General features: G+C 71.3%; 22 protein-coding genes and 1 riboswitch. Of the genes, 6 read left to right on the forward strand and 16 right to left on the reverse strand.

All coding sequences use genetic code 11. The annotated features are described in order from the left end of the window. Positions 1–303: 303 nt before the first annotated feature. The 8 genes from OHB41_RS20135 to OHB41_RS20170 form a co-directional block, all read right to left on the reverse strand. Positions 304–1,701 carry an NAD(P)/FAD-dependent oxidoreductase gene (locus OHB41_RS20135; RefSeq protein WP_266699612.1) on the reverse strand — a complete coding sequence of 466 codons (1,398 nt, stop codon included), beginning with the start codon at positions 1,699–1,701 and terminating at the stop codon, positions 304–306. 452 nt (positions 1,702–2,153) lie between these two features. After that, complete coding sequence (locus OHB41_RS20140) at positions 2,154–3,095, reverse strand: Ppx/GppA phosphatase family protein (RefSeq protein WP_266699613.1); 942 nt, start codon at positions 3,093–3,095, stop codon at positions 2,154–2,156. A gap of 403 nt (positions 3,096–3,498) precedes the next feature. After that, entirely contained in the window at positions 3,499–4,041 is a 543-nt protein-coding gene (locus tag OHB41_RS20145) for a DUF501 domain-containing protein (protein WP_266706013.1), read from the reverse strand. A gap of 48 nt (positions 4,042–4,089) precedes the next feature. Then, on the reverse strand, positions 4,090–4,566 hold the full coding sequence (locus tag OHB41_RS20150; RefSeq protein ID WP_266699614.1) for an FtsB family cell division protein: 477 nt from the start codon (positions 4,564–4,566) through the stop codon (positions 4,090–4,092). A 100-nt stretch (positions 4,567–4,666) separates the two neighbouring features. Continuing rightward, the gene (eno, locus tag OHB41_RS20155) at positions 4,667–5,953 is read right to left on the reverse strand and encodes a phosphopyruvate hydratase (RefSeq protein WP_266699615.1); all 1,287 of its coding nucleotides are present in this window, start codon (positions 5,951–5,953) and stop codon (positions 4,667–4,669) included. Between the two features lie 347 nt (positions 5,954–6,300). Next, on the reverse strand, positions 6,301–6,993 hold the full coding sequence (locus tag OHB41_RS20160; RefSeq protein ID WP_266699616.1) for a transglycosylase family protein: 693 nt from the start codon (positions 6,991–6,993) through the stop codon (positions 6,301–6,303). A 4-nt stretch (positions 6,994–6,997) separates the two neighbouring features. Beyond that, a riboswitch (cyclic di-AMP (ydaO/yuaA leader) is annotated at positions 6,998–7,161 on the reverse strand. A gap of 183 nt (positions 7,162–7,344) precedes the next feature. Continuing rightward, positions 7,345–8,349, reverse strand: a complete 1,005-nt coding sequence (locus OHB41_RS20165) for a LysM peptidoglycan-binding domain-containing protein (protein ID WP_266699617.1) — start codon at positions 8,347–8,349, stop codon at positions 7,345–7,347. Positions 8,350–8,578: 229 nt separating this feature from the next. Beyond that, positions 8,579–9,850: a cytochrome P450 family protein gene (locus tag OHB41_RS20170; protein ID WP_266699618.1), complete on the reverse strand. Its 1,272-nt coding sequence runs from the start codon at positions 9,848–9,850 to the stop codon at positions 8,579–8,581. 156 nt (positions 9,851–10,006) lie between these two features. Here OHB41_RS20170 and OHB41_RS20175 point away from each other — a divergent pair, with 156 nt between their 5' ends. Next, positions 10,007–11,218 (forward strand): globin domain-containing protein, encoded by a 1,212-nt coding sequence (locus tag OHB41_RS20175; RefSeq protein ID WP_266699619.1) that lies wholly within the window; start codon positions 10,007–10,009, stop codon positions 11,216–11,218. Positions 11,219–11,246: 28 nt separating this feature from the next. On the opposite strand, the gene OHB41_RS20180 is transcribed toward OHB41_RS20175, so the two are convergent. The 5 genes from OHB41_RS20180 to OHB41_RS20200 all read right to left on the reverse strand — a co-directional run bounded on the left by OHB41_RS20180 (position 11,247) and on the right by OHB41_RS20200 (position 15,197). Further along, entirely contained in the window at positions 11,247–12,266 is a 1,020-nt protein-coding gene (locus OHB41_RS20180; RefSeq protein ID WP_266699620.1) for a nucleoside triphosphate pyrophosphohydrolase, read from the reverse strand. A 224-nt stretch (positions 12,267–12,490) separates the two neighbouring features. After that, positions 12,491–13,150, reverse strand: coding sequence for a SurA N-terminal domain-containing protein (locus OHB41_RS20185; RefSeq protein ID WP_266699621.1), 660 nt, complete (start codon positions 13,148–13,150; stop codon positions 12,491–12,493). Positions 13,151–13,318: 168 nt separating this feature from the next. Further along, a complete protein-coding gene (locus tag OHB41_RS20190; protein ID WP_266699622.1) occupies positions 13,319–13,996 on the reverse strand; it encodes a type 1 periplasmic-binding domain-containing protein in 678 nt (225 codons plus the stop codon). 78 nt (positions 13,997–14,074) lie between these two features. Beyond that, positions 14,075–14,236: a hypothetical protein gene (locus OHB41_RS20195; RefSeq protein ID WP_266699623.1), complete on the reverse strand. Its 162-nt coding sequence runs from the start codon at positions 14,234–14,236 to the stop codon at positions 14,075–14,077. A gap of 133 nt (positions 14,237–14,369) precedes the next feature. Further along, positions 14,370–15,197, reverse strand: coding sequence for a glycoside hydrolase domain-containing protein (locus OHB41_RS20200; RefSeq protein WP_266699624.1), 828 nt, complete (start codon positions 15,195–15,197; stop codon positions 14,370–14,372). 395 nt (positions 15,198–15,592) lie between these two features. On the opposite strand from OHB41_RS20200, the gene OHB41_RS20205 reads away from it, so the two are divergent. Further along, on the forward strand, positions 15,593–16,315 hold the full coding sequence (locus tag OHB41_RS20205) for a hypothetical protein (protein ID WP_266699625.1): 723 nt from the start codon (positions 15,593–15,595) through the stop codon (positions 16,313–16,315). Between the two features lie 83 nt (positions 16,316–16,398). Next, on the forward strand, positions 16,399–16,809 hold the full coding sequence (locus OHB41_RS20210; RefSeq protein ID WP_266706015.1) for a hypothetical protein: 411 nt from the start codon (positions 16,399–16,401) through the stop codon (positions 16,807–16,809). A gap of 74 nt (positions 16,810–16,883) precedes the next feature. On the opposite strand, the gene OHB41_RS20215 is transcribed toward OHB41_RS20210, so the two are convergent. Both OHB41_RS20215 and OHB41_RS20220 read right to left on the reverse strand, forming a co-directional pair. Next, a complete protein-coding gene (locus tag OHB41_RS20215) occupies positions 16,884–18,587 on the reverse strand; it encodes a peptidase M16 family protein (RefSeq protein ID WP_266699626.1) in 1,704 nt (567 codons plus the stop codon). Between the two features lie 4 nt (positions 18,588–18,591). After that, entirely contained in the window at positions 18,592–19,545 is a 954-nt protein-coding gene (locus OHB41_RS20220) for a hypothetical protein (RefSeq protein WP_266699627.1), read from the reverse strand. Between the two features lie 348 nt (positions 19,546–19,893). Between OHB41_RS20220 and OHB41_RS20225 the strand changes: the two genes are divergently transcribed. Further along, positions 19,894–20,337: a hypothetical protein gene (locus OHB41_RS20225; protein ID WP_266699628.1), complete on the forward strand. Its 444-nt coding sequence runs from the start codon at positions 19,894–19,896 to the stop codon at positions 20,335–20,337. Positions 20,338–20,644: 307 nt separating this feature from the next. On the opposite strand, the gene OHB41_RS20230 is transcribed toward OHB41_RS20225, so the two are convergent. Continuing rightward, positions 20,645–21,133 (reverse strand): MarR family winged helix-turn-helix transcriptional regulator, encoded by a 489-nt coding sequence (locus tag OHB41_RS20230; RefSeq protein WP_266699629.1) that lies wholly within the window; start codon positions 21,131–21,133, stop codon positions 20,645–20,647. A gap of 146 nt (positions 21,134–21,279) precedes the next feature. Here OHB41_RS20230 and OHB41_RS20235 point away from each other — a divergent pair, with 146 nt between their 5' ends. Beyond that, the gene (locus OHB41_RS20235; protein WP_266699630.1) at positions 21,280–22,263 is read left to right on the forward strand and encodes a quinone oxidoreductase family protein; all 984 of its coding nucleotides are present in this window, start codon (positions 21,280–21,282) and stop codon (positions 22,261–22,263) included. Between the two features lie 442 nt (positions 22,264–22,705). Beyond that, positions 22,706–24,571, forward strand: a complete 1,866-nt coding sequence (locus OHB41_RS20240) for an amino acid adenylation domain-containing protein (RefSeq protein ID WP_266699631.1) — start codon at positions 22,706–22,708, stop codon at positions 24,569–24,571. Positions 24,572–24,714 lie beyond the last annotated feature (143 nt).

The following is a 24,714-nucleotide window of genomic DNA, read 5'->3' on the forward strand; positions in this document are numbered from 1 at the left end:
CGCTGGATGCTTCCGGCCCCGGTTGGAGATGCGGGCGCGAGCCGGAGGTGTCGGGCGTGTGCTGATGGTTCCGGCCGGGGGCATGCCTTTCAGCCCGTCCGGCGCTTGAGGACGAGGCCGTTCAGGCCGAAGCGGGGGTCCGGGGGCGGCAGCCCCCAGGACGAGCCGGAGGCCGACCTCACCACACAACCCCGCGCCTCCAGACCCCCGGCCCCTACGGCGCACGCCGAAGGGGCCCCCCGCACCACGGATGGCGGAAGGCCCCTTCGGGCTGAACAGTCTGAAACAGTGACCGGCGACGGGTCAGGAGGCCTTGGCCCGCTCCTCGGTCTTGGCGCCCGCCGGAGCCGCAGCCGCGGCAGCCGGCGCCGGCTTCGCAGCCTCGTAGAACTCCTCACGCGGAGTCTCCATGGCCCCGAGCGAGACGACCTCGCGCTTCAGGAACATCGCGAGCGTCCAGTCCGCGAAGACACGGATCTTCCGGTTCCACGTCGGCATGGCGAGACCGTGGTAGCCACGGTGCATGTACCACGCCAGACGACCCTTGAGCTTGATCTTCGTCTTGCCCAAGACGATCATCGCGACGCCCTTGTGCAGGCCGAGACCCGCGACAGCACCCTTGTTGGAGTGGCTGTAGTCCTTCTGCGGGAAGCCCCGCATACCGGAGATCACGTTGTCGCCGAGCAGCTTGGCCTGCCGGAGCGCGTGCTGCGCGTTCGGCGGGCACCAGGCGTTCTCCACGCCGGCCTTGCGGGCGGCGAGGTCCGGCACCTGGGCGTTGTCGCCCGCGGCCCAGATGTAGTCCGTGCCCTGCACCTGCAGCGTGGTCTGGGTGTCCACGTGGCCACGCGGGCCGAGCGGCAGGCCGAACCGGGAGAGGACCGGGTTGGGCTTGACGCCCGCCGTCCACACGATCGTGTCGGAGTCGACCTCGAGGCCGTTCTTCAGCACGACGTGGCCGTCGACGCAGGAGTCCATGGAGGTGGAGAGGTAGATCTCGACCCCGCGCGACTCCAGGTGCTCCTTGCCGTACTGGCCGAGCTTGGGGCCGACCTCGGGAAGGATCTTGTCCGCCGCGTCGACGAGGATGAAGCGCATGTCCTCACGGGACACGTTGCCGTAGTACTTCGACGCGTCGCGGGCCATGTCCTCGACCTCGCCGATGGTCTCCGCACCCGCGAAGCCACCGCCGACGAAGACGAAGGTCAGCGCCTTGCGGCGGACCTCCTCGTCCGTGGTCGAGTCGGCCTTGTCCAACTGCTCGAGAACGTGGTTGCGCAGGCCGATGGCCTCCTCGATGCCCTTCATGCCGATGCCCTGTTCGGCAAGGCCGGGAATCGGGAAGGTGCGGGAGACCGCGCCCATCGCGATGACGAGGTAGTCGAAAGGCAACTCGTACGCCTCACCCACGAGGGGGGCGATCGTGGCTACCTTGCGGTCCTGGTCGATAGTGGTGACCCGACCGGTCAGAACCTCCGCCTTGGGCAGCACGCGTCGCAGTGGGACGACGACGTGCCGCGGCGAGATGCTGCCGGCGGCGGCTTCGGGGAGGAAGGGCTGGTAGGTCATGTACGACCGGGGGTCGACGACCGTGACGGTCGCCTCTCCGTAGCGCATCTTCTTGAGAATGCGCCGAGCTGCGTACAGGCCTACGTACCCACCGCCTACTACGAGGATCCTGGGACGCTCCGTGGTGCTCATGCCATCGAGTATCCACCCGCCCCTCGGGGGTCGCTCGTGCGCCCCTTCACAAGCTTGGGTGTGCCCTCTGCTACACTGCGCGGCTCACGTGACCCAGGTCATGTCGCCGCGAGGGAACCAGTGTTCGGGGCGGACCGTTGTCAAGAGCCCGTGAGCAGCCACTCCGAGCGTTCGAGTGCACCGAACCACTCCTCGACTTCACCCGCCGGAAACACTCCCGGAATGCTCCGGTGAGCATTGCTCCGAGACCGGCGAGGACCCCCGCGGCACCCGAGTGGCCCAGTCGTCGCCCGACAGGGCCGAATTCCTTGTGAAGAACTTCACGAAGTTTCCCGGCGGCGTGTCGCAGAGAGGGCCCGGATGGCCCCTGGCGCCCGCTCATACGTTATCCGACCTGCTCAGGAGAGGCTACCAGCGGGTAGCAAGCGCTCCCCGGCCCCCTGAACCAGGGCTCAGGCGACGGACCACGCGATCCCGTCGAGGATGTCGTGCTCACTGACGACGACCTCCTCCGCGCCGGTCCGCTCCATGATCGCGAGCAGGACGAGGGCGCCCGCGGCGATGACGTCGACCCGCCCGGGGTGCATCGAGGGGATCGCGGCCCGTTCGGCGTGGGTGGAGCGCAGGAGCCGCTCGGTGATCTCGCGGACCTTCTCCCGCGGGATGCGGGAGTGGTGGATGGCGGCCGAGTCGTACGCGGGGAGGTCCAGCGCGATGGCCGCGACCGTGGTGACCGAACCGGCGAGGCCGACCAGCGTGCGGGCCTCGTCCAGCGGGACCGTCCGGGCCGCGAGGTCCAGCGCGGCGTCGATGTCGGCGCGGATCGCGTCGATCTCCGCGGGCGCCGGGGGGTCGCTCACCACGCCGGCGTGCACCAGGTGGCGCTCGGTCATCCGTACACAGCCGATGTCCACGGAGCGGGCGGCGCGTACGTGGTCGTCGCCGATGACGAACTCGGTGGAGCCGCCGCCGATGTCCACGACCAGGTACGGCTTGGCGAGGTCGTCCCGGCCCGTGAGTTCCCTGGTCGCTCCCGTGAAGGAGAACTCGGCCTCCTGGTCGCCGGTGATCACCTCGGGCTCGACGCCCAGGATGTCGAGGACACCGCGTACGAACTCGTCCCTGTTCTCGGCGTCGCGGGAGGCGGAGGTCGCGACGAAGCGGAGGCGCTCCGCGCCGTGCTCCTTGATGACCGCCGCGTACTCGCGGCAGGCCGCGAAGGTGCGGTCCAGGGCCTCGGGGGCGAGGCGGCCGGTGCGGTCCACTCCCTGGCCGAGCCGGACGATCGTCATACGGCGGTCCAGGTCGACGAGTTCGCCCGTCGCCGGGTTCGCGTCGGCGACGAGGAGACGGATGGAGTTCGTGCCGCAGTCGATGGCGGCGACCCTGGTCATGAGCTGTGGTCTCCTGTGGTGGTTTCCGATTCCGGCGTGCAGCGGCCCAGCCTATTTCGCCCCGCCGCCCCTGCCCTCCCCCAAGCTCTCGGCTTCGCTCGAGCAGGGGGACCCCCCGCCATCCCGTCCCTGGGGCTCCGCCCCGGACCCCGCCAGGGGGCTGCGCCCGCTGGACCCTCCATCGCCCGAAGGGCTCGTCCTCAAACGCCGGACGGGCTGGAATCCATGCCCCCGGGCGCCGGCCGTTCAGCGAGACCTCGCACCCCCAGCCCGTCCGAAACCATCCGGCGCACGCCGAAGTCTCCAGCGCAGGCACCCATATCCAGCCCGTCCGGCGATTGAGGACGAGGCCGTTCAGGCCGAAGCGGTGTTCTGGGGGCGCCAGGCCCCAGGGGCCCGGACCTCACCCCTCCGCGGAGGGGTCCTCGGCCACGGAATGGTCCACACACGGCCCCTTGCGCCACCACTCCGGCAGCATCGCGATCGCCTCGTCCCCCAGCGGGTTCACCCCGGGGCCCGCGGCCAGGGAGTGCGCCACCAGGACGTGCAGGCACTTCACCCGGTCCGGCATGCCCCCCGCGCTCGGGAACCCGGCGAGCACCTCGATGGCGTCGCGGCGCGCGATGTAGTCCTCGTGGGCGGCCCGGTACGCGGCGGCCAGCTCGGGGTCGGTGGCGAGACGGTCCGTCATCTCCTTCATGACGCCGTTGGCCTCCAGCGTGCCGATCGCGGAGGCCGCGCGCGGACACGTCAGGTAGTACGTCGTCGGGAACGGCGTCCCGTCGGGAAGCCGGGGCGCCGTCTCCACCACGTCCGGCTCGCCGCAGGGGCAGCGGTGCGCGATCGCGCGCAGTCCGCGCGGCGGGCGGCCGAGCTGCTGCTTGAAGGCCTCGACGTCCGCGTCGGTCGGCTCGGTCCGCGGGGTGGGCGGCGGGGGCGTTTCCATGCCTGTGCTCAAGTCACTTTCTCTGTCGTTTCACCGGTCCGTGTCAGCTCACCGGTCGGAGCGGTCGGACTTGTCGACGCCGTCCCAGACATTGGCGTACCAGGGGCGGGCGTCCGCCCCTCGGTTCGTCCGCGACTGCTTCGCCGCGTCCGGGTCGATCACGACGTATCCGGTCTCGCCCGGCATCACGTAGTGCAGCCGTTCCCGGATCCGCTGCTCCGCGTACGCGTCGTCCTGCCAGCGCGCCTTCAGGTCGCGGAGCTGTTCGACCCGGGCGCGGGCCTGCTCCTGCTGCCGCTGCAGATCGGCGATCTCGGCGCGCTGGGACACGTACTGCCTTATGGGGTACGCGAGGGCCACGATCAGGGAGCAGACGACGAGCGCCAGCAGCGCGGCCCGGCCCGTCAGCCGCGAGCGCCGGGCCTGACGCTTGGTCTGGGAGCGGTAGACCCGGGCCGCCGTCTGCTCGCCGAGCAGCCGCAGCCGGGTCGCGGTGGAGAACCGGTCCCGGTCCTTCACGGCCATGTCCCCGCCTCCCCTTCACACGTGCGTACGTCCCCGCACACGGTACGGGACCGGGTACGGGGACGTACGTGCGACTGGCTAAGCCTTAACCCTGCCGGGGTCAGCCCTTGAAGCGCGGGAAGGCCGAGCGGCCCGCGTACACCGCGGCGTCGTCGAGGATCTCCTCGATGCGCAGCAGCTGGTTGTACTTGGCGACACGGTCCGAGCGGGCCGGGGCGCCGGTCTTGATCTGACCGCAGTTCACCGCGACGGCCAGGTCGGCGATGGTGACGTCCTCGGTCTCGCCGGAGCGGTGGGACATCATGCACTTGAAGCCGTTGCGCTGGGCCATCTCGACGGCGTCCAGGGTCTCGGTCAGCGAGCCGATCTGGTTCACCTTGACGAGCAGGGCGTTCGCGGAGCCCTCCTCGATGCCGCGGGCGAGGCGCTCGGGGTTGGTGACGAAGAGGTCGTCGCCGACGATCTGGACCTTGTCGCCCAGCTTCTTGGTGATGACGTTCCAGCCGGCCCAGTCGTCCTCGTACAGCGGGTCCTCGATGGAGACGAGCGGGTACGCCGCCACGAGCTCCTCGTAGTACTCCGTCATCTCGGCGGCCGAGCGGGACTTGCCCTCGAACTCGTACTTGCCGTCCTTGTAGAACTCGGACGCGGCGACGTCGAGCGCGAGCGCGATCTGCTCACCGGGGACGTAGCCGGCCTGCTTGATGGCCTCGAGGATGAGGTCGAGCGCGGCGCGGTTCGACTCCAGGTTCGGGGCGAAGCCGCCCTCGTCGCCGAGGCCGGTGGACAGGCCCTTGGACTTCAGGACGGACTTGAGGGTGTGGTACACCTCGGCGCCCCAGCGCAGCGCCTCGGAGAAGGACTCCGCGCCGATCGGGGCGATCATGAACTCCTGGATGTCCACGTTCGAGTCGGCGTGCGAGCCGCCGTTCAGGATGTTCATCATCGGAACGGGCAGCAGGTGCGCGTTCGGGCCGCCCAGGTAGCGGAAGAGCGGGAGGTCGGACGCCTCGGAGGCGGCGTGCGCGACGGCCAGCGAGACGCCGAGGATGGCGTTGGCGCCCAGCGAGCCCTTGTTGTCGGTGGCGTCCAGGTCGAACATGGCCTGGTCGATCAGACGCTGCTCGGTGGCGTCGTAGCCGACGAGCTCCGGGCCGATCTGCTCGATGACGGCGAGGACGGCCTTCTCGACACCCTTGCCCTGGTAACGGTTGGGGTCACCGTCACGGAGCTCGATGGCCTCGAAGGCCCCCGTGGAGGCGCCGGACGGAACGGCGGCACGACCCGTGCTGCCGTCGTCGAGGCCGACCTCGACCTCGACCGTGGGGTTGCCTCGGGAGTCCAGGATTTCCCGGGCTACGACGACGTCGATGGACGGCACGAGCATCTCCTTCTGGGATGTGACGCGGGTACGCGGGCCCGCGGGGCCCGCACTGCACGGTGCCGCGTTCGGCTCCGCGGGATGAGCCTAACCGGCTCGGGGCGATCGGCCAGCCGCTCGACCACCCCTTGAGCAGAACTGAGGGTAAATATTGTTCCCCTTCGAAACAAAAAGCCCCGCTCCGGTGCGTACGGGGGAAGACGCACCGGAGCGGGGAGCCCGTGGGGACGGGGGTGGACCCTCATCGGGTCTCCGGCGTGGAGACCCTTCCTGCGAGAGGCCTCTCATCCGGGAGGCCTCTCGTCCGGGCGGACCGTCGACCGATCGGCCCGTCGTCCGGGAGGACCGTCGTCTCAGCTGAGGTGGAGCTGCTGACCCGGGTAGATGAAGTCCGCGTCGTCGACGATGTCCTTGTTCAGCTTGAACAGCTGCTGCCAGCCGCCCTTGACCTTCTTCTTCTCGGCGATCGAGCTGAGAGTGTCGCCCTTGACGACCTTGTACTCGCCGTCGCCCTTCTTGACCTTCTTGCCGGTCGGCGTCGAGACGGTCTTCTTCTGGGCCGCCGGGCGCTCGGACGAACGGGAGGCCGCGGTGTCCGTCGACCGGCTCTCGGTGCTCTGCGTGCCGCTGGACGTGGACGGCTTGGCGGGGGCGGTCGTGCCACCGGTGTACGCGGCGCCGGACAGGCCCGTGCCGCAGGTCGGCCAGGCACCCTTGCCCTGTGCGGCGAGGACCTTCTCGCCGATGGTGATCTGCTGGGACTTGGACGCCTTGTCGGCGGTGGAGGCGTAGGCGGTGCCGCCGTACGCGGCCCAGGTGGAGGCCGAGAACTGCAGGCCGCCGTAGTAACCGTTGCCGGTGTTGATCGACCAGTTGCCGCCGGACTCGCACTGGGCGACGGAGTCCCACTCGGAGGCGGTGGCGGCGGAGGCGCTGCCGGCGGCCATCAGCGGAGCGGCGATGGCGACGCCGGTGACACCGGCGAGCGTGGCGACACGAGTGGCCTTGGACGGACGGCGGTGCTTGCCCTTGCTGGAAAACAGCATCGAGTGATCCCCTCACCGACGCCTGCGAGGTGAGCTGTCGGGTTCGGGCGGGTGAGTGCCCGGCCGTGCGCTCTCGGCGCACGTCTTCACCCCAAGCCGCTCCCGGTCAACTACCGGGCGCGGCGCTTACCTTGGGTCCCCCGCTCCTGCCTACGGCGCTTGACGCGTCGACTGTTCCCGTACGGCCGCTGGCAGGATTCGGCGTTGCGACCGTCGGGGCCCGCTGTGGCGAGCGGTGATGACCGTAAGCAGTCGATCGACCGAATTTCAAAGACGATCAGGGCCTTTGAGATCCATCTCTCACTTGCGCCAAACCGGACATTACCCAGCGAACCATGACGTGAACTCCCGCTACTTTTCGCCCGATTCGGCATCAACTGCAAGGCTCTGACCGGGGAGAATGAGGTCCGGGTCGTCGCCGACCGTCTTCTCGTTCCCGGCGTAGAGCCCGCCCCATCCGCCTTCGAGGTCAAGGGCGTCGGCGATGGTCGAGAGGCTGTCTCCGGTGCGGACGACGTACGAGCCGTCGACGACGCCGCGGGCGACGCCGGAGTCGCGCGAGGCGTGCCGACCGGAGGAGTCGTCGCCGCGGCCGTCCGCCGTGTCGTCGGTGGAGTTCTCTGCGGCACTGCCGCCGCGGTGGCGCCCGGCGCCGGTCGTCGCACCCTCGGAGGCCGCCGAAGCGTCGCCGCCCTGGCCCGAGTTGCCCGATTCGCCACCCTTCGTCGACCTCGCGCCCTCGCTGTCCGCCTCCCGCGCGCTGCCGGACTCCTCGTCCGAGGGCGCGTCCGATTTCGTTCTGTTCCCGGTCTCGTCCGAGGACGAATCGGTCGAGGACGAATCGGACCGGGAGGAGTCGGACGGAGAGGCGCCGATCCCGAGCGAGTCCGACAGGGAGTCGGACCCATCGGACGAAGTGGATGAATCGGATGAGCTGGACGAGTCGCCGGCCACACCCGTGTCGACCGAGACCTCGCCCGAGTTCTTGCTGAGCCCGGAGAGGGGGCCGCAGGTCGGCCAGGCGGCGAGACCCTGGTCGGCCAGGACCTTCTCGGCGACGGCTATCTGCTGCGAGCGGCTGGCCTCGTCGGCGCTCGGCGCGTACATGCGGCCGCCGTACCGCTGCCAGTTCTCCTGGGTCAACTGCAGTCCGCCGTAGTACCCGTTGCCGTTGTCGGCACTCCACTGCCCGCCGCTCTCGCACTCGGCGACCCGGTCCCAGGTGGTGCCGTCGGCCGCGTTCGCGCTGGCGGCACCGAGCAGCGGGATGGCGATGGCCGATCCGGTCACTCCTGCCGCGACGATGAGGGCCGGAGCCTGACGGGGGCGACGATGGCGGCCGTTCCCGGAGAGCATGCGAGAGCCTTTCACGTGACAGCAGGTGACTACGCGGCTGATGAGCCGCGTTGATGGGTGAACGTATCCGCACCCGATCACTTGTCACAAGTAGGTGCAGCGCAGATCACGTGAAGATCACAGAGTTGAGGGAGCATCACCTTTTGGCGACCGGACCTTCATACTCTGCGGCCACCACTCCGGCGCGCCGCGACAACCGCCTCGCGCACACCGTACGACTGCCGCATGACTACCGACCAGGTGTGAACTCCACCGGAAGCGTGCGCAATCCACGCATAATGAGTCCGCCACGCCATCGCAAATCAGCCGAATCGACCCCGAGTTGGAGGTCGGGCAGCCGGGTGAGGAGGGTGGCCAGCGCGGTCTGTCCCTCCAGCCGGGCGAGCGGCGCGCCGAGACAGTAGTGGATGCCGTGGCCGTAGCCGAGGTGTTGGTTGTCACGGCGGGAGAGATCGAGCGTGTCGGGCTGTGCGAACCGGGCGGGGTCACGGTCCGCAGCCGCGAGGACGACGAGCACGGGGTCGCCGGGCGCGATGTCCTGTCCGCCGATGCGGACCGCCTCGGTCGCGAACCGCCACGTGGCCAGCTCCACCGGGCCGTCGTAGCGCAGGAGTTCCTCGACACCCGTCTCCAGCAGGCTCCTCTCCCCGGCGGCGAGCGAGGTCTGCAGCCGTTCCCGCTGCCCGGGGTGGGTGAGGAGCGCGTACGTGCCGTTGCCGATCAGGTTCACCGTCGTCTCGAACCCGGCGAAGAGCAGGATGAAGGCCATGGCGGCGGCCTCGTTCTCGGTGAGGTGCTCGCCGTGGTCGGAGGCGCGGATGAGACCGGAGATGAGGTCCTCGCCGGGCGCGGGCACGCCGGGGAGGGCCTCACGCTTCTTGCGGATGAGCTCGCCCAGATACCCGCGCATCTTCTTGACGGACCGCCCGACGCCGCCCCTCGGGCCGCCGCCGTGCCGGATCATCATCCCCGCCCAGTCCCGGAAGTCGTCCTGGTCCTCGCGGGGCACGCCCAGCAGGTCGCAGATGGCGTAGATGGGGAGCGGGAACGCGAACTCGTGGATCAGGTCGGCGGAGCCCCTCTCCTGGAACTGGTCGATGAGGTGGTCGGTGAGCTCCTGCACGCGCGGCGCGAACTCGGCGACCCGGCGCGGGGTGAACGCCTTGCTGACGAGCCGCCGCAGCCGGGTGTGGTCCGGCGGGTCGATGTTGAGCAGATGGGTCATCAGCTCGGCCTTGCGCTCGCCCGGGATGCCCGTCCTGCCCTTCGCGTGCGCGGGTTCGTCGTGGTGGGCCGGGTTCTTGCTGAGCCGTGCGTCCGCGAGCGCCTGCTTCGCGTCCGCGTACCGGGTGACCAGCCAGGCCTCCACCCCGCTGGGCAGCCGCGTCCGGTGCACGGGCGCGTGCTCCCGCAGCCAGGCGTACGCCGGGTAGGGGTCGGTGGCGAACTCCCAGGTGAAGAGTTCGGGAGCGGGGCTGAGCGGCGGGGGCTGGTCGGTCACTCCCCGACGGTATCCGGCGCGCGGATCAATGGCGTCCGCAGGGCGCGCGGGCCCGGAACACGCCCCGGCGCGGACGCCGCGCGGACTTCACCCCGGACTGTCCGTAAATCACCTGCCGTTTGACTCCGCGGCTCGACGACTCTCTACATTCGCGCCGTGGACCCCGAAATACTCAGATCCAGCTTCGCGGTCGTCGAGAGACGGGCCGAGTTCGCGGTCAAGTACTTCTACTCGCATCTCTTCCGGCACAACCCGGACCTGCGCGGGCTCTTCCCGCTGGACCACCCGGAGGACATGGAGCGGCAGCGGGACCGGTTGTTCGCGGCCCTCACCCATGTGCTGGAACGGCTGGAGGACCCGGCACTGCCGGGGTACTTACGGGAACTGGGGCGCGATCACCGGAAGTACCTGGCGGAGCCGGAGCACTACGCGGCCGTGGGGGCGAGTCTCGTCGCGGCGTTCGCCGTCGTCGCGGGGTCGGCGTGGAACGCGGAGGCGGAGAAGGCCTGGGGCGAGGCCTACGGTGCGATCACGAACGTCATGCTCCAGGGAGCCTGGGAGGCGCAGCACGCGGGCGAACCACCCTGGTGGGACGCCGAGGTCGTGTCCCGGACGCGGCACGGCGACGACCTCGTCGTCCTGACCCTGCGACCGCACCAGCGGCTCCGCTACTTCCCCGGCCAGTACGTCAGCGTCAGCGTCCCCCATCTGCCGGGCGTCTGGCGTCCGTACTCCATCGGCAACGCGCCCCGTGCCGACCTCACCCTCGATCTGCACGTCAGCCGGGTGGAGAACGGGGTGCTCTCCACCGCCCTGGTGCGGCGGACCCGGGAGGGCGACGTCCTGCGGCTCGGCTCGCCAGGCGGCGGACTGATCCTGCGGACGCCGGTGGAACGGCCCCTGACCTTCATCGCGGCGGGCACCGGGTGGGCGCCGGTCAAGGCACTGCTGCAGCGGCTCGACGCCACGCACGAGGCCCGGCTGTTCCTCGTCGCCCGTGACACCTCGTACCTCTACGACCGGTCGGCCGTGGAACACCTGCAGGCACGGCTGCCCCGGCTGGGCGTCACCTTCATCACCCCGGCGCCCGGCCGCCCCAGGACGCAGGCGACCGAGCGGCTGCTGACCGCGCTGGGCAACCGGGCCGGCTGGGCCCGGCACGACGTCTATCTGACCGGTCCGCCCCAGCTCGTCGAGGAGGTCGGCGAGGCCCTTCCCACCCTCGGCACCCCGCCCGACCGGCTCTTCCGCGACCTCCTGCCGCCCACCGCGGAGGCGAGCGACCGGCCGCTGGGCGCGGCGGAGTGGCTGCTCGACCGGCCCCGGCCGAACTGGCACAACCCGTCGGCCCGCGCACCGGACGCGTGACCCGGGCACGGGGGACACCGCCCCCGCCTCAGCCGTCGAGCGCCGGCGAACCCTCCCGCGCACGGATCGCGTCCCGGTACGTCCGCGCCGCCGCGCGCAGTGCCGCCTCCGGGTCCACGCCCTCGGCCTCGGCCCGCGCGGCCACGGCCAGCAGCTCGTACCCGACGCCCTCACCGCGCGGCAGCTCGACCTCGAGTCCCGCCGTGCGCGCCCGTGAGGCGAGCTTGGCCGCGAGCGCAAGGCCCGGCTGGCCCAGCGGTATCCCCTCCGTCACGGATGTCCGGCGCTTCTCCTCGGCCTTCGTGCGCAGCCAGTGCTCCTTGACCTCTTCGGGGGTCGTGGCCGTCTCGTCGCCGAACACGTGCGGGTGGCGGTGGATCAGCTTGGCGACGATGCCGCCCGCCACGTCGTCGATCGAGAAGGGCTCGGCACCGTCCTCCGGACGGCCCTCCTCCGCGATCCGGGAGTGGAAGACCACCTGGAGCAGGACGTCGCCGAGCTCCTCCCTGAGCTCGTCCCGGTCCCCCTCCTCGATCGCCTCGACCAGTTCGTACGCCTCCTCGATCCCGTACTTCGCGAGGCCCTCGTGGGTCTGCCGGGACGACCAGGGGCACTCGACGCGGATGCGGTCCATGACCTGGACGAGGTCGAGGAGGCGGGCGCCCGGCAGGTCGTACGACGCGGGGAGCAGCTCCAGCTCGGGCATGTGGACCCGGCCGGAGCCGGCCAGCCGGGCCAGGCCGTCGGTGAGGCGCGGCTCGCCCTCGCCGGTGGCCACGACCACCACCGTGCGCCCGCCGGCACAGGCGTCCACCAGCTCCTGCGCGTCGGGCGAGGTCTCGTCCACGGCGACGCCTGCCTCCCGCAGATAGGGCAGCTGCGGATGCGCGCCGTCCGCGCACAGCACCTGGTCGGCGCCGCGCAGCGCCTGCCAGGCGGGCCAGGACAGCAGTCCGGGCGCGACGCGGTGGCTGGTGGTGAGCAGGACGATACGGCCGGGGGCGGCGGGGCCGGCCTGGGCGGCTGCTTCGGAGCTGGTTGCGTTCACCCCTCGAACGTAACCCACGCCGCCGACACCCCCGGAGTCGTCCACAGGATCGGCGGGACCGGTTGCCGCACCGTCTTCTCCGCGCTCCACGCCCGCCCCTCGCGCGCCGTGACCCGGTTCCGCCGACGGCCGTTCTCGGCCGTCTTCGGCATCCGCCGGGCCGCACACCTCCGGCCGGGTCCCCGCCCCGACTGCCGGGCCCCTTTGCTACCGGCTGCCCGTCCTCACGCCGCCTGAGGGGTTCCCGCCGGCGTGACCTCCCGCAGCCACGGTGTCTTCGCGTCGACGCGGCCGCTCTTCTGCACGTCCCAGGCGCCGTAGCGCGGGTTCAGGTCGATGTGCAGCTCCTTGGAGGCCTGGGACATGGCCTTCCAGAACATGGCCTTGCCGTCGGCGGTGTTCATGTCGGCGCCGAGCGAGGCCGCCACCTTCTGGGCCTCGATCTCGGTGCGCAGGTTCTCGTCGAGGCGCGCCGGCGCCACGCCGTACTGCTGGAGCCAGACCGTCTCCAGTCCGTGCGCGCCGCCCGCCTGCTGTTCCAGGGACGACCGCAGCTGCTGGACGTCCCTGCGGGTGACGCTGACGCGCGCGTCCTTCGCCGCCCGGTCGAGGACGTGGTCGAGGACCATGCTGTGCAGGGTGTCGCGGGTGAGGCTGCCGGTCTTGGCGATGGCCTGCTCGTACTGGGCCTCGTCCTTCGTGACGGCCCGCTGGGCCGATCGCACCTCGTTCACCCGGCCCTCCAGTTGGGCGACGGTGATCCGCTGACCGCCGACGACGGCCGCGGCGCCTGGATGCGCCTCGCTGCCGCACGCGGTGAGCAGGGGGGCCGCGGCGACGATCGCTGCGGCGAGGACGACGGCGGTGCGACGGCGGCGGTGCAAGGAAACCTCCCGAGGAGATTGTGCGGCGGTGCACAAAGTCTTGCGGTGATCGATGTTAGGCAGTGGCCCGGCTCTCGGCCAGCCATTCGACCAACGATTCGCGGAGAGTTCGGGTACCACCGCGCACCCGTGCGGTACGTGCCACCCGCCCCGGGCCCCGCCGCGCCGTCAACCGCGCGTGCCGACCCGTCGCTCGACCGCGTCCGCGACCTCGGCGCGCAGTCGGCCGCCGGGACGCGCGAAGGTGATGTTGCCGGGGTCCTTGCCGCTCCCGGCGTTCGGGGTGCTGCCGGTGTCCTCGGAGCCGCTCCCGCCGTCGCCGACGAGGACGAAGTCCACCGTCCGGTGCAGCGGTGCGGCCTGCTCGGCGGCCTCGATCTGGTGGCGTCCGGCCGCGAGCACCACGTCGCAGGAGCGCTGGAGCAGGCCGTTGAGGTACGGCCGCGCGTTGGCCGCGGACTGTTCTCCGGTCACCGGCACGTAGCTGACGCGCGCGTGCGTGGTGAGGGACGCGTCCTGCATGCCCTCCCAGACCTGGGCCGCCGTGGTCCCGGCGGTGATCCCGTCCTCGCCGGTGAGCAGACAGGCGTCGACGTCCTTGTAGGACCGGGCCCTGGTGTCGGGGAGCCGCCGCGCGGTCTCGGTACGGGAGAGGAAGTACCCGGTGACGGCGACGGCGGCCACCACGATCACGGCGCCCGCCAGCAGGGCGATGGTGTGCCCGCCCAGTTCCTGCAGCCACAGCCGTGCGGACCGGGCGGCCGTGGTGAGCCGTGACCGCCGCGTGGCGTCGCGCACCGCCTTCGCGCGCCGCGCCGGCGGTACCCGCCTGACCCGCTTGACCACTGGTTGTCTCGTGCTCCCTGTCCGTGCCTGCTGCCGCTGCCTACCGCCTGTTGCTGTCCGTCGCCTGTCGTGGCGCGTCTACGGACGGGCCGGCCGGCGGGGCCGGACCTTCCAGGCGTGGACCGAGGCGGCCACCATCGACAGCAGGATCAGCAGCACGTCGGCCGCGAACTCGCCGCCGTGCGTGGTGTCGGGTGTCAGCGCGAGCTCCGCGCGGCTGCCCCGGCGCGGCGCGATCACGAGGGAGGGAACGGGGCAGAGCAGTCCCCGGCTGACGACGGGAACCGCCGCGCCCCCGGCCCGCACGGCATCGGCCGCAGTACCCGTACCGGCGCGATCCTCATGCCCCGCTCCTTCGTCCTCGTCGGCGGGCTCAGCCGGTGATGGCGACCGGCGCGTCCCACGCGTCCCGGTCGACGGTGATGGTGTAACCGCCGATCGTTTCCTTGCTGTTGACCATGTACTGGTGGGCGCGGCTGTGGTTGGTCCACCGGTCGGCGGCGAACGGCCAGTCGGCGATCGTGGTGTTCTGCTTGTCCCACAGCGCGTACCAGAGGTTGCCCGGCAGGTTCGTGCGGTCGGTGGCGTCGGCGACGGCCTTCGCGCTGGAGCTGCGGAAGCCGTAGAAGCCCGCGCGGTACGTCTGGGCGTTGAGCGTCTTGTCGAAGGCCCGGATGTAGGTCAGCGTCGCGGTGTTGCACGACTTGTTCGTGATGTCGTACGACTCCATGTCCAGGTAGATGGGGCTGCCCGCCTTCATCCCCAGCGCGGACGCCTTGGCCACCGCGTCCGCGGCGTCGGTGGCGCCGAGCGAGGCGGCGTTGGAGGTGGTGAGCTTCTCCGGGTTGGAGCCCGTCTGGCAGGAGGGCTGGGCGCCGACGTACAGCGGGATGAGCTTCCAGCCCAGCGTGCTGACCGACTTCACCCAGGACGCGGTGAGGTTGGGCTGGCCGCATCCGCGGTTCTTGCCGCCGATGTACACGGCGGCCGCTCCGTAGAAGCCGGTGTGCCAGGCCTTCATCGCGGTCAGCGAGGGTGCGGCGCAGGTGTCGAACGCGCGGCCCGTGAACGTCTTCTGGGCGGGCCAGGTGGTCGCCGCCATCGACGTCTGCGCCGCGATCCCGGCTCCCGCGACCACGGCGGCACCCGCCGACGCCCAGGCGATGTAACGGCCCTTCTTGGACATCCGATGGCTGGACATCCCCACCCCGATCCATGACACGCGCGGATCACGGCACGGTGAACGCGCGTGATCTGCGAACAAGTTGAGAACAGCGAAGAAAGCCCCTGAGACGGCGCCCATCCCCGGCACACCGGCGAACGGTGTCCGGCCCCCGGCGCCCGGGGCGGATCGCACCCTAACCGACACCACCCCACACCCCGGGAAACCCCTGATCTCGATCACCACAAGATTCCCTCAAGTCACAGCAAAGAGCGTCGAGTCGACGGCGATCCCGGACCGGCCCCCGCTCCCGCGGCGGATCTTTGGCACATGCATACCTGTGCATGACCTGTGCATGACTTGTACGTGGTCCGCCCGCCCCTACAGTCCGCTCGGCTGCATCGCCCCACTTCACAGAGGATTCAGAGACCCCTATGCGTCACCCGTCCCCGTACCGTCCCGCCAGAACGCTGCTCGCCGCCGCGCTTCTCCCGCTGGCCCTGGCGGCCTGTTCCTCCGGAACCTCCGACCACTCCTCCTCCGCCCCGACGAAGGCGGCCAAGGACCCCGACGCCGGTCTGCTGACGGGCGCCCGGCTCAAGAAGGCGCTGGCGCCCGCGTCCTTCTTCGCCTCCGGTTTCGCGGTCGACCCCGACGGCGCTCGGGACTCCGGGGCGGCGTACACGGCGCCGTCCGCGTCCGCCGCGGCGAAGCCGGACTGCTCCCTGCTCGGCGGCACCAGCTGGATAACCGTCACCGGCGTCTCGGGGGTGTCCTTCGCGCAGAACGACTACGTCAGCAAGGCCACGTCCGAGGACATCGCCCAGGAGATCGACACCTTCCGGGGTACGACCGCGGCCGAGGTGCTCAAGGACCTGGAGGAGACCGCCACCGCCTGCGCGACCTTCACCGACACCCAGACCCACAGCCAGGTGAAGGTCACCGGTGCCGCCACCCCCGGTCTCGGCGACACCGCGTACACCCTCACCCTGACCGACAGCGCCTGGCAGAACGGCACGACCCTGATCGCCGTGCGCTCCGGAACCGACGTCGTCAGCGTGATGTCCACGGACGGCCACGACAACGGCGCGGCCACGGCCGCGAAGCTCGCCGCGCGGATCGTCACGTCTCTGCGGGGCGAACACCAGCGCGCATGACCCCCTGAATGGGAACATGACGGCGCGGAGGGTGTCCCCGGGGTGTCCCGGGGCGGCTCCGGGGAGTCTCGGGGGTCTTGACGGTGAGCATGGACAAACGCCTGGAAGCCGGCTGGATCCAGCGGATCGCGTGGTCGGTGCTGGCCGTGGGGTCACTGGGCCTGCTGGTCTGGGTGCCGTTCCTGTACGTGGCGATCCGCCGCGGCCGGGGTTCGGACTGGGGTGCCTTCGCCGCGTTCCTGCTGTACGAGCTGGTGACGCTGCCGTGGGCGACCACGCAGCAGAGCGACTCGGGTGATCCCGTCCTCGGCGTGGTCGCGCTGGTCAGCATCGGTATGGCCGTGGGCATGCTGCTGTTCGCCGTGTTCGACAAACGGCAGCCGAAGTACCGGGCGGTCGGCCGGGGTCCGGTGCCGGATCAGATGCGAGGACCCGTACCGGGCCCGGCACAGGGACAGGGCGGTCCGGTGCAGGGCAACCCGTACCTCCGCTAGCCATCGAGCACGGGGCGGGCACCGGCGGACGTACGCCGCTGCCCGCCCGGTCGGCGTCGGCCCCGCCCGGTGCCTCAGCCGCGCCGGGTGCCCCGCAGGACCCGTACGGCGGGCCAGGCCAGCAGCGCGCCGACACCCCAGAGGAAGACGGTGAGCGCCGCCCATTCACCGATGCTGGTCTCCGGGTCCGAGAAGCCGAAGACGGTGTAGGCGAGCGCCACCAGCGACCACAGTCCCGCGAGGACGCCGAAGATGACGAGCAGCGCGGTCTGGCCGCCGGTACGCCGGGCCGGCGCCGCCTTCGCCGACGCACCGGTCCCCCCGCCCCCGCCCGCCTCCGGTCGCTGCTGCCGCTGCCGGGGCGGCAGCCGGACCACCGTGCTCGGGTGCACCGCGGCGTCGATGGTCGCCATCGTGTGCGCGTCGATGCCGTTGAGCCCCGGCTCCACCTCCACGGACAGACCGTCGTGGCCGATGAGCCTGCGCCCGCCGTCGGGCCAGTTCAGTACGGCCGCGCACGCGCGGTAGAGCACGGTGGCCGTCTGGCCGCCCGCCGTCACGCTGACGCCTTCGCTCCCGACGATCAGCGTGGAGCCGCCCGCCCGCGGGGAGCCGAACGTGGTCCCCGTGACCGCGTACGTCGAACCGGTCGGCGCCTGCGCGTACCCGGCCCAGTCGGCGCCGTGGCCCGCGGGTGCCTGCAACAGGGCGGTCCCCGCGGCCTCCAGCGCGACCCCGTACAGGTGCTGTGGAGTGATCGCCCACAGCTCGGACCGCAGCTCGTCGAACCCGCGCGGCGGCCGGTGGGCGAGGAGGTCCTCCGCCGCGCCGGGCAGCCTCCGTACCGCCGCGTCGGGTGCGGTCAGCGTCGCGTCGGCGCGGGCGCGTACGGCGTCCAGGTCGCCCTGCGCGATCCGGCCCGCCTGGACCGCCGCGAGGACGTCCACGAACCCGCCGAGCACCGCGTCCTGTTTCGCGGGCAGCGCGTCCGCGAAAGCGGTGACGACCGCGAAGCCGTCCCGTCGTGACGTGTAGTCGGTGGCCGCCGTGTAGGAGTAGCCGCCCTCCTGCCGCAGGGACCGGGACAACTCCCGTTCCAGCACGCCCGCGTACAGCCGGGCGGCGGTGCTGTCACCGACCACGCTGTCCAGCAGGACGCCGCCCTTGCCGTCGGAGAAGTAGGCGGGGGTCGTGGGCAGGGCCGAGGTGACGGCGGGCATCGGACGGCGGTGACCGGCGGGCAGCTTGAGCGAGAGCCCGGCCGGCAGGCGTTCCCCCGCGATCCACAGCACGGCGTTGTCCCGGGTGAACCAGGTCTGCGCCCAGTGCCCCAGGTCCTCCGGCCGCAGTTCCCGTACGCCCCACTCCGGGTAGCTGACCAGCCCGTACCCCTGCGCTCCGTAGCGCCACAGCGGCAGTTGACCGGGCTCCCGGCGCGCCTCCTCGGTGCGCAGGATCTCCTTCTCGGTCTCCAGCCGCTCCATGGGCAGGTCGGTCAGGGAGGCGCACACACCCTCCAGGTAGGCGACGATCTCGTGCTCGGCGCCCTCCGCGTGGAAGTGGGTGAACGCGCCCTTGGTCGCGCCGTTGAAGTGGTAGTCGGCGAGGCCCTGGCGGTGCAGGGCCAGGTGCTCGACCAGGTGCGTGATGCCGGACCGGGCGAGCGTCTCGTCGGCGACACCGACCCGGAAGACCAGTCCGGCGCGCATCGGCCCGGTGGCGTAGGCGAAGAGGGTCGGTATGCCGTCGACCTCGGTGGCGTGGATTGCCTGGCTCATCTGCTCAGCCTCTCGCGAGCGCGGCGGAACGGTGTTTGACGTAGGCGTCCGCCGGCTCCCCGAGGTAGGTCCAGGGGTACTCGGTGGCCAGGTTGCCCAGCGCGCGGAAGTGCGCGGCGGCGCGGGCGGTGTCCCCCATCAGCGAGAAGAGCGCGGCGAAGTTGCCCTGCACGGTGACCCAGCCGTACGCCGGCCGGTAGTGCGGGTGCAGCACGGACCGTTCGGCGGCCTCCACGAGTTCGGAACGGACGTGGGCCTGGCGCAGATACCCCGTCCGTTCCTGCCCGGCGGGCAGGTCGAGCCAGCGCTCCAGGTGCATCTCCGCCACCAGGCCGCCGCTGAGCGTCCCTTCGGGCGCGTTCAGCAGGCACTCGCGGGCGAAGCCGTGCGCCGCCTCCCAACTGCCGCTCCACTTGGGGCACAACTGCTGGAGCAGCCGGGTCTGTCCGCTGTAGTGGTGCGGGTGGTGGGCGGCCAGCCGGTCGTAGCGGCGCCGTGCCTCGTTCTGCCCGAGTTGCAGCCCCATGGCCGTGGTCAGGCGCGACGCCCACGCAGCGTCGTGGGTCGGGTCGAGAGCGGTGGCCCGGATGAGCAGTTGCTCGGCCTGCCGCAGGTGCGCGCGCAGCCCCGCGAACTGCTCGCGGCTGACGTTCTCGGCGCGCGCGCTGGTCCGGATCTCCCAGCCCAACATCACCTCACGCGTCCCGAGCAGCGTCAGGGCCAGTACGTCGTCGGGGGCGGCGGCGACCAGTTCGCGCAGCGGGTGTTCCACCCCGGGGATGTCGGCGATCACACCGACGAGGAACGACCGGTTGACGCCCTGCGGGAGCCCGTCCGCGTACTGCCTGATCCCGGCCCAGTCCCGCGCGGCGACGGCCTGCCGCAGCGAGCCCGCCTCGGGAAAGGCCGAGGCGAGCTCGAAGTCGGGGGGTGGGAGGGGTGGTGCATCGGGTGACATGGCGCGGATCTTAAGCGAGCGCTGTGACAACGGGGCAAGTGGATACCCGGTGCGTAATTCCACGGCGTGTGAGGGACTTAGACGGGTAAGGGTTCACGATTCGTAAGTTCCCCTGCCTCACGGGGTCCCCGGGGTATCCGAGGGCTACACACGTTCCCCCGGCGGCTATATACTCCGCCTGGCAAATCTGCCGTGCCGCGCTCGAATGCATCCCCCGTTCGACAGCGCGCCCCCACGCACTCGCTCACTCGCCCGTCGGCATCGCCGTGCGTTCTTTTGCTCTGCCATTGCGCTTTCTTTGCGCGGCTTTTCCCTTTCCCTTTCTTTCCCGAATACCAAGGAGCCCCCGTGTCCCTCAACTCACGCCGCCGACGTCAACTGCTGGAGGCCACGGGACCGTTGCTGCTCCAGGGGGAACGGGTCGAACTCGCCACGCTGGCGGCGGTCGGCACGGTGTCCGTGCGCAGGCAGGTCCTGACCGCGGCGGTGGTCGGCGTGCTCAGCGCCGGAACGGTGACGGCCACGGTCAGGCCGCGTCCGCTGTACATCGCCCTGACCGACCAGCGTCTGCTGTTCTTCGACGGGAACAACGGCGGAAAGCCCGGCAAGCTCCTGATGAACCTCCCCCGCCCCTATGTCTCCGTCGGCGCCACGAAGAAGGGCCTCTTCGGCCTCACCCTGACCACCCGACTGTCCGTCGTGGAACAGGAACAGGGCCTCAAGCTGACCTTCCCCGTCCAGCACCGCGCGGACGGCCACGAGTTCGTGTCCCTTCTCCCCGTCACGCACTGACACCCGGGCTCCTGTTCCGACGAGGGGCGGCGTCGAACGGATCGACCGGCGTCCGCCTTTCCCGTCCTTCTCGGCCATGGGCGACTCCAGTTCGCACCGGAGCAGTTCCCGGCCTCACGCGTCCGCGTCATGACATACGAGAACAGCCCGCGTCCACTGTCGGGGCCGACACCGCTCGCGGAAGAGAACTCATCCACACATCAGGCCGGTTGGGGAAATACCGGATCGCCTTGGCCAGGGTGGAGGAAGCCGCCCGGCGCTCATCCCGCGACCGACCGGGACAGCGCGCACCCCGCTCGGCCGGCACTCACACAGCGCCGCCACCGAGCCCGTCACCGGTCCGAGCGGCGCGCAGGACCTTCGCGCTCAGGGCGCGGATCCGGGCGTGATCGGTGGGCGTCAGTGACGAGGTGAGGGCGGCGACCCGCTCGTCCATCTCGGCGGTGCACCGGTCGGTGAGCTCCCGGCCGAGCGGGGTGAGGGCGACCAGGACGGCACGGCCGTCGTGGGGCGACGGCTCCCGCCGGACCAGGCCGCGCTTCTCGGCACGGGTGACCAGGCCGGTCATCGAGGACTTGTCCAGGTCCAGATGTCGAGCGAGTTCGAGCATGCCGGGGCGGCGGTCGCGCAGGATGCCGAGGAGCCGGGCCTGGATGAGGGAGAGGTCGTGCTCGGCCGCGATACCCGCCAGCACGCCTTGGACCAGGAACGACAGCTGAACCAGGGCGTCCACGGTGCCCTGCGGTTCGTCTGCGGCCCGAGCGCCCGTCGTGGCCGGGGTGTGAGTGGAGGTCATGGCGCCTTCCTCTGTTCGCCGCCGCGCGGCCTGGTACGTGACACAAACTACCTTGACCTAGTACGCGCCGCAAACTATCGTCGTGGCCGACAGGTAGTACGTGCCACAAACCACTTGCGCGCTCATCAGGTCCCGGGAGGCCAGCCATGCATGCCGCCGTAGTCCACTCCTTCGACGCCCCGCCGCGCTACGACACCGTCGACACCCCTCGCCCCGAGGGGGACCACGAGGTCCTGGTGGACGTCCTGGCCGCCGGCCTCCACCCCCGCGTACGCTCCGGCGCCGACGGCACCCACTACACCTCCACCGACGCCCTGCCCCTCGTCCCCGGCATCGACGGAGTCGGCCGCACCCCGCAGGGCGAGCTGCTCTACTTCGTCGCACCGGACACCGCCCTGGGCACCATGGCGGAGCACGCCGTGGTGGACCGCCGCCGCGCCATCACGCTCCCGGACGGCACCGACCCGGTCGCGGTGGCCGCCGCGATGAACCCCGCGATGTCGTCCTGGGTCGCCCTGCGCCGCCGCGTCACCCTCCCGCCCGACGCCAAGGTCCTGATCCTGGGCGCGACCGGGAACTCCGGACAGCTCGCCGTCCAGATCGCCAGACACCTCGGCGCCGCCCACGTCGTAGCCGCCGGCCGCGACCCCGAACGTCTCGCCCTGCTGCCCGGCCTGGGCGCGGACGAGACGGTCTCCCTGCTGGGCGACCCCAAGCAGATCGCCGACGACCTCGGCCGGACCGCCGGCGACGCGGATGTCGTCGTCGACTACCTGTGGGGCCCGGCCACCGAACAGGCCATGCCGGCCGTACTCACCGCCCGCCCCGACCGCGCCAAGGCGCTGGCCTGGATCCAGATCGGCTCCATGGCCGGGGCGGAGATCACCCTGCCGTCGGCCCTGCTGCGCGCCGCGAACCTGAACCTCATGGGCAGCGGGCAGGGCTCGGTCACCACGGCCGGAATCCTCGCCGAACTCCCCGCCCTGGCACGGGAGATCACGTCCGGCACCCTGACCGTCACCCCTCTCCCCCTCCCCCTCTCCGAGGTCGAACGGGCCTGGACCACCCCCACGGCTCCCGGCCAACGCGTCGTGCTGACCCCGGGCGGCCGACCCGCTTCCTCACAGTGACATCGGCGAAGCCATGGTCCGTGTACGTCGCGATCACCCCGCGGTACTCCCCGCCGGAGCGCAGACCCTGAGAATCAATTTGAAGCCGAGGCCAGCCGGAACGCCCTCCCCGCGGAGGCCCGCGCCCAGGTCGACGCCGCCCGCGCCGAACTGGTCACCGCCAAGGACCCGTACTTCCGCGGCATCGACAGCGACCGCGGCCTACCGGCCGACATGAGCGTCGAACCCGTCCAGTCCACCCGCCCCGGCGGTGAGCACGTCATCTACGTCGGTCGCGGGCGCGGATGGCTGTGGTACCACCTCGCCCCTCGCCCGACCGACCCTCAGATCGTGATAGGGCCGCCCTGCCACTGCTCTGCACCGGTCCCTCTCCTGGACACCACTCCCACTGTCAGGGGTGATCGGTATGGTCGCCGCACTTGATCAGCTGAGGAGCCCCGACATGAAATCTCCGGCCGAACTGGACGGCGTCCCGTGGTCCGCCCTGACCCACGCCTACGGCTCCGCCGAGGACGTGCCCGAGCTGATCAGGGCGCTCTACCAAGGCGACGAAGAGACGGCCGACGAGGCGATCTACGAGCTCTACGGCAACATCCACCACCAGGGAACCGTCTACCCGGCTTCGGCACCCGCCGTCCCCTTCCTCGCCCACGCCGTGCATCACGCGTCGGGCGGACGTGAAGAACTGCTGGTACTGCTCGCCACCCTCGCCGACCACGACCCGGCGGACACCGAGTTGCCGCACTGGCCGCGCAGTTCGGCCGCCGCCATCTGTGCCGAGCTCTGCGACGTGATCCCTGATCTGCTGCCGTGCCTCGGGGATCCCGAGCGTGGGGTACGCCGGGCGGCGCTCCGAGTCGTCGCGGCCGTCGCCGAGTTGCTCCCGCACAGGACGGGGGCCCTGGCCGCCGAGCAGATCGACGCGCTCTACGCCGACGATCCCGTCCCAGCGGTGCGGGCTGACGCGCTGATCGTCCTCGATCGGTTCGGCCGGCTGCTGAAGCCCCTCGACAGCCCGCTGCCCGAGATCAGGCTCGCCGGGGCCCTGTTGGCCGCCGAACGGTCCGGGCCGCCGTATCCGGCCGAGCTCGTGGAGGTCATCGCCGAGGACGGCGCCGAACCCGACCCCGGGGACGACGACTTCCCGTGGTCGGGCACCAGCACCCAGGACGAGCGGCTCATCCGCCTGCTCACCCGGGACCCGGACGCCGCCCTCGCTGTGGCCGCCCGTTGGATCGCGGCCGAAGACCTCGGCTCACGCGGTTCCTGGCTGGCCCAGAAGACCGCCGAGACCTGGCGCGACCAGGAGCGCGAAGTCCTGAATCTCCTGCTGGCCGCCCTGCCCCGACAGAGGGACACCGTCGCCCTCGCCGCCCGCCTCCGTACGATCGGTCACTGGATCGGCCACCTGCCCGAACCGGACGTCGGCCTCCGGGACGCGCTCCACCGGTACGCCGGTGCCGACGACGAGACGGCCGCAGCGGCTCTCCTCGCCCTGGTCCACTGCCGCGACCCCCGTGCCCTGGAACTGGTGGTGCACCGCCCCAGTGCCCAGCTGCTGGAAGCGGCGGCGCGACACTTCCCCGAAGCGGCCGGCCAACTCATCCCCGTGATCCGCCACGAGCTGGCCGCGGGCGCCACCGGGAACGCGGGCATCGACCTCGTCAGCGCACTGGCACCCTTCGGCGCCGCCGCCCGCGAAGCCCTGCCCGAACTGGTCGACTGCCTCAGGACCCGTCGCGCGGCCATCGTCGCCGCCCGCCGGATCGGGCTCAACGGCATACGGACGCCGGAGATCACCGACCTGCTGCGCGACGCCACGCGGAGCACCGACTCCTCGCTGAGGGCCGCGGCAGCCGTGGCCCACCACCAGCTGACCGGTGACACCGACACGGCACTTCGCACTTTCAAGGAGCTGCTTTCGGGCCGGGGCCGGATCCACTGGTACCTGAGCAGCCTGGAGCCCCTGGGGAGCGCCGCCGCTCCGCTGCTGCCCCTCATCGAGCCTCGGCTGGAGGCCGGCCACGAATGGACGCGGATGGCGGCCGCCGAGGCCCACCACTGGATCACCGGGTCCCCGGACCGCGCCGTCCCCGTCCTCGCCGAGCTGGTCGAACCCACCCCGGTCGGCCTCCGCGCCCTCAAGGCCCTCGCCGCCATCGGCCAGATCCCGGAGGACCTCCGCCCCACCCTGAGTTCCTTCGTCTCCTCCCCGCTCCGCCTGCTCAGCGACTCACACCTGTCGGGCGACGGCCATCCGGACGAGGAACTCCGCGCCCTGTCGCGCGGGTTGCTCGCCACGGACTGACCAGCCGGCAGCGACGGTCCGGGACCCACCGCACTCGCGTCCGCGTCCGGCGGGGGGCCGTCCGCCCTTCTCACGCGTGCGCAGCCATGCCCGGCCCGGCGTGTCCCTCACCGTCCCCTATATGTCCGGTCCAGCGAAAAATT

Source organism: Streptomyces sp. NBC_01571, from assembly GCF_026339875.1.
In the GTDB taxonomy this organism is placed as follows: domain Bacteria; phylum Actinomycetota; class Actinomycetes; order Streptomycetales; family Streptomycetaceae; genus Streptomyces.